The 4,686-nt window shown below is 40.3% G+C and carries 5 protein-coding genes; all 5 read left to right on the top strand.

Features of this window, described 5'->3' with window-relative positions; translation table 11 throughout:
- The first annotated feature begins 257 nt into the window (after positions 1-257).
- The 5 genes from AB1422_17055 to dcd all read left to right on the top strand — a co-directional run bounded on the left by AB1422_17055 (position 258) and on the right by dcd (position 4,476).
- Positions 258-1,142: a HEPN domain-containing protein gene (locus AB1422_17055; protein MEW6621012.1), complete on the top strand. Its 885-nt coding sequence runs from the start codon at positions 258-260 to the stop codon at positions 1,140-1,142.
- 840 nt (positions 1,143-1,982) lie between these two features.
- Complete coding sequence (locus AB1422_17050; GenBank protein ID MEW6621011.1) at positions 1,983-2,342, top strand: aspartyl protease family protein; 360 nt, start codon at positions 1,983-1,985, stop codon at positions 2,340-2,342.
- Between the two features lie 194 nt (positions 2,343-2,536).
- The gene (locus AB1422_17045) at positions 2,537-3,316 is read left to right on the top strand and encodes a hypothetical protein (GenBank protein MEW6621010.1); all 780 of its coding nucleotides are present in this window, start codon (positions 2,537-2,539) and stop codon (positions 3,314-3,316) included.
- A 158-nt stretch (positions 3,317-3,474) separates the two neighbouring features.
- A complete protein-coding gene (locus AB1422_17040) occupies positions 3,475-3,678 on the top strand; it encodes a hypothetical protein (protein MEW6621009.1) in 204 nt (67 codons plus the stop codon).
- 9 nt (positions 3,679-3,687) lie between these two features.
- Complete coding sequence (gene dcd / locus AB1422_17035; GenBank protein ID MEW6621008.1) at positions 3,688-4,476, top strand: dCTP deaminase; 789 nt, start codon at positions 3,688-3,690, stop codon at positions 4,474-4,476.
- The last annotated feature ends 210 nt before the right edge of the window (positions 4,477-4,686 follow it).

The raw sequence follows: 4,686 nt of genomic DNA, 5'->3' as shown, positions 1-4,686 counted from the left end.
AGGAGATATTTTAGGAGATATTTTAGGGTCAAACCGTGAATGTGGAATGCACAATAATTCGGTGAGGCAGAGAAAAAGGAAAAGACAGCGAATCAAAGCTTTTGTCTAACCCTGCGTTGCAGTTGACAGCGGGGGACTGTGCCGTGGTCAGAGTTTTGTGGTTTATCAAAGTTTTGTCTTGTTATCAAACTTTTGTGGCAATCCTCCCCGCCGCACCTGAACTTCATCGTTAGACAACTGAATCAGTGAGGACTAATATGAAAACAAGCATAGACCATCTTCCTTTCAGGAAACAGAGGGAATTGGAGACTATTACCAAGCTTATCTCTCATGCCACCAGGGTAGAGATGATCATTCTCTTTGGTAGCTATGCCAGGGGAGACTTTGTTGACTCTGACTTTCGCTATGATAAAGAAGAAGGGCACTTTACCAGCTATGAGTCTGACTTTGACATTATGGTGATTGTAAAGGATGAGAAAAAGCCTGAGGATTTTAAGATCTGGGGAAAGGTAGAGAATCAGATCAGCCGTAAAATCCCTACCCCGGTAAGCTTAATCATTGAGGATATTGAGCATGTCAATGAACAACTCTCGGTTGGCAGATACTTCTATGCTGACATCAAAAAAGAGGGCATCTTACTCTATGACTCAAAGAGGTTCCAATTAGCCAGGGCAAGAAAGCTTACTCCGGGAATGAAGAAGAAGCTGGCAGAGGAGGATTATAAGACTTGGTTTAAGAATGCAAAGGTATCTTTTAAGCATTATGGGTATGCAATTGGAGATAAAAATTATAACAAAGCCGCTTTTGAACTCCACCAGACTGCTGAAGCCCTATACACGGGCACTTCCCTTGTCCTTACTGGTTACAAACCCAGAACCCATGATTTAGAGAAACTGACCAAGAGGATGGAGAAGATTGACCAGGATTTCTGTAAGATCTTTCCAAGAAAAGAAGGTGAAGAAAAGAGATTGTTTGAACTCCTTAAAAAAGCCTATGTTGATGCAAGATACAAAAAATCATACAAGATTACCAAATCTGAACTGGAATACTTAGCGGAAAGGGTAAAGAAACTGCGTAGATTATCATTGAAAAAATGTCGTGAGAAGCTTAAGCAATTTGAACAGGAAATTAAAAAAGCCTAACCCATCGCTGCACCTGATCCGCCTAAGGTGGGCAGGTGAGCTCGGTCGTTAGACTAATAAAAATAATCACACAGAGACACAAAGTCACAAAGGAATTGAATAAAACAATAAACCTTTGTGTTCTTTGTGGCTTTGTGTGAGAAAATAAAAAGGAGATATTTTAGGGTCAACCGTGAATGTGGAATGCACAATAATTCGGTGAGGCAGAGGAAAAGGAAAAGACAGCGAATCAGAGCTTTTGTCTAACCCTGCGTTGCAGTTGACGGCGGGGGACTGTGCCGTGGTCAGAGTTTTGTGGTCTCTCAAAGTTTTATCTTGCTATCAAACTTTTGTGGTAATTCTCCCCGCCGCACCTGAACTTTATCGTTAGGCACTTGAATCCATCGCATAAATTATGATACAATTACCACTGGTGCGGCAAACAGGATGAAGGTTTCTCACAGCATTCCCGCAGAGACGAACCAGAGAAAATCAGATAGCGGTCAGCATCTACAGAGAAGCAGGGTATGTGGTTGAGGGACCGAGAAGCACAACCAAAACGAATGACGAGAGACATACTACAACCGTAGATAGAAACTACAGAGGAGAGCAAAATCTAATCAAGCAGAGGAGACCTTGAGTCTAGGGGATATTGCCTAACCCGGCGCTGCACCTGACTGCGGGGGGCTGTACCGTAGTTAGAGTTTTGTGGTATCTGAAGCTTTTATTTTGCTTATAAACTTTAGTGGTAGTCCTCCCCGCAGCAGGTGAGCTTTATCGTTAGGTGGCAGTAAAAATTAACAGAGTGTTTTATAGCAAAATGGAAACAAAAGGAGGTACATTGTGGGAAGAATACGGCAGATGATTAAAATTGACGGACGGAAGTGTTGGACGTTGTTCGACACGGGGGCTCGCAATACTTATGTAATCCCCACGGTTGCATCGGTCCTTACCACTTCGGAAATGCCTCACCCGATCCGAAGTGCACTAGGTGGAGAAGTGAAAGAAACCAACAGAACAGCACTTCTTCAGGCAGAAGTAGAAGGACACCTAATCTCCACTCACGCGATGGTCATTGACCAGATTGGCGATGATGAAGATGGCAAGTCCATTGAGGTGCTTTTTGGAGCCTTGGCTATGCAACAGTGGGGAATTCGTCCTATTCCCGATGAAGAAAAACTGGATCTTTCTCACTATCCAGAAGAGTTTGTAGAGTTCTAATTCTCCAAACAGGCAACACTTATAAAAAACCATCTAACAAGTCGTTGCAGCGGACGGCGGGGGGCTAACTGCTTTTCAAAAGTTTGTGGGTTATCAAAGTTTTATCTTGCTTACAAAGTTTAGGGGTAATTCTCCCCGCCGCCGCTGAACTCAATCGTTAGACGCACGCTCACAACAAAAAGGAAATTGCGAAAATGAAGAATAGAACAAGGATACCTGACGAAGTTGCGGCGAAAGTTCTTTTCGAATCAGATCGAATGTGTTGCATATGTCGTTTACGTGGAAAGCCGGTTCAAATTCATCATATCGATGAAAATTCAAGCAACTCTGATATCAGTAATTTAGCTGTATTATGTTTTGACTGCCACCGTGATACGCAAATAAAGGGAGGGTTTGATAGAAAGTTAGAACCCAGGCAAGTAATATTGTATAGGGACGATTGGATTCGTCGAGTAAAAAATAGGCGAGATATAAACGAGGGGCCAGAGGACATAAGCTGTTATGTGGATAAAAGCAATAATGATTATTTAAACTCTATTAAATATGGAACAATATCTAATGATTTATTTGTGTCCTTGCCAAAGAGAAGAAAAGCGGCTTATAGAAAGGCTCAGCCTAAATGGGATTCTGGCATAACTTCAGATATGAAAGAGGGGAACAGTATAGTTATTGAAGAATTGATAGAGATACTTGTTGATATAGCCAAGGTATATCCACCTAAACATTTTAACGGGAGAGATCCAAGGGAATATTTTGAAAATAAGGCTAAAGAGTTTGCGGAATGGTATCGTCTTGAATTAGAGCCACATGGTGCTGGTACTGGCGGAACAATTATAAGTGTCTTGGTTGGTGGAGAGGTCATATCTAGTCTGGAAAACATGATTGAAGGGATGATAGCGGCTTTAACCTCGATGCATACTGATTATAACTTTCAGGTTTGGAAACAGGCATGGAGCAACGAACGTTGCGTCTAACAAATCGTTGCAGCGGACGGCGGGGGGCTGTGCCGTGATTGAAAGTTTTATAGTATCTCAATAGGTAATCGTGCTTACAAAGTTTGGTGGCGATTCTCCCCGCCGCTGAACTCATCGTTAGCAAGTATAGAGACAATCGTTTAAAAAAGGAATGGATAATGGATACCGAAAAAATCGTAAGTATTCTTTATACAAATTACCGTGGCGAAACAGCAATAAGAAAAATTATACCTAATAAAATTTGGTTCGGGAAAACAGATTGGCATCCAGAAAATCAATGGCTACTTGATGCATTTGATATAGATAAAAATGCTGAAAGATCATTCGCGTTAAAGAATATAAAAAGTTGGTTTATAAAATAGGAAAATGATATGTATCTTTGTGATAAAGATATTTATAAAAAATTACCTGAGATAAATTTTGTTGCAAATAATTCCGAAAATCCTTTCGTTCCAGATGATCAGATACAACCATGTTCTGTTGATTTAAGACTTGACAATATTTTTTGGATTCCACGCAAAAGATTCACCATTGACTTACGTAAAACTAAACTTTTGGAAATCGAGCCGAGAAGATATTATAAAAAAGTAATTCTTAATAAAGGAGAACATATAACATTAAAACCTGGGAAATTACTTCTTGGAAGGATTTATGAAGAATTCACAATTCCAAATGAATGTGCTGGCAAAATTTCAGGACGGAGTAGTTTTGCAAGACTTGGAATAATGATACACTTAACTGGCGATTTTATAAATCCTGGATACCGTGGACATATGCCATTGCAGTTAATAAATTTTGGTAATAATCCTATAAAAATATTTCCATATATTCCTATTTGCCAACTTCAACTAGTAAAGGTATCCGATTTGCCTAATAGATTATATGGTGTTTCAGAATTACAGAGCAAATATATGAATGACGATGGCGGTCCATCTTATTGGTGGAGAGACAAAAGAATAAAAAAATTGCAAAAAGCCCTTGGTGAAGTAAATGTAGCAATTTCGATTCAAGAATCGATATTACAAATAATTGGAAAACAAGAGCCAGAAGTAATTGAAAGATTAGAAAAAAGATTGTCTAAATGTTCACATGATGATTTAGAAGCAGGGTCAGGGGGCAGAGCAGGGTCAGAGGGTCAGGGGTCACATCTTGAATTGTGAATTAAGAAAAAAGGATATTTTAGGGTCAACCGTGAATGAATAATTCGGTGAGGCAGAGGAAAAGGAAAAGACAGCGAATCAGGGCTTTTGTCTAACCCTGCGTTGCAGTTGACGGCGGGGGACTGTGCGGTGGTCAGAGTTTTGTGGTCTCTCAAAGTTTTATCTTGCTATCAAACTTTTGTGGTAATCCTCCCCGCCGCACCTGAACTT

It is taken from the genome of bacterium, from assembly GCA_040757115.1.
Lineage (GTDB): Bacteria > UBA9089 > CG2-30-40-21 > CG2-30-40-21 > SBAY01 > JBFLXS01.
Note: the sequence above shows the minus strand (reverse complement) of the source record. Positions and strands in the feature narration are given on the sequence as shown.

Bases quoted from the DNA above. Each gene is read 5' to 3' on its own strand.
- AB1422_17040 (MEW6621009.1), top strand. From the start codon at position 3,475: ATGGATACCGAAAAAATCGTAAGTATTCTTTATACAAATTACCGTGGC.
- AB1422_17050 (MEW6621011.1), top strand. From the start codon at position 1,983: ATGATTAAAATTGACGGACGGAAGTGTTGGACGTTGTTCGACACGGGG.
- dcd (MEW6621008.1), top strand. From the start codon at position 3,688: ATGTATCTTTGTGATAAAGATATTTATAAAAAATTACCTGAGATAAAT.
- AB1422_17045 (MEW6621010.1), top strand. From the start codon at position 2,537: ATGAAGAATAGAACAAGGATACCTGACGAAGTTGCGGCGAAAGTTCTT.
- AB1422_17055 (MEW6621012.1), top strand. From the start codon at position 258: ATGAAAACAAGCATAGACCATCTTCCTTTCAGGAAACAGAGGGAATTG.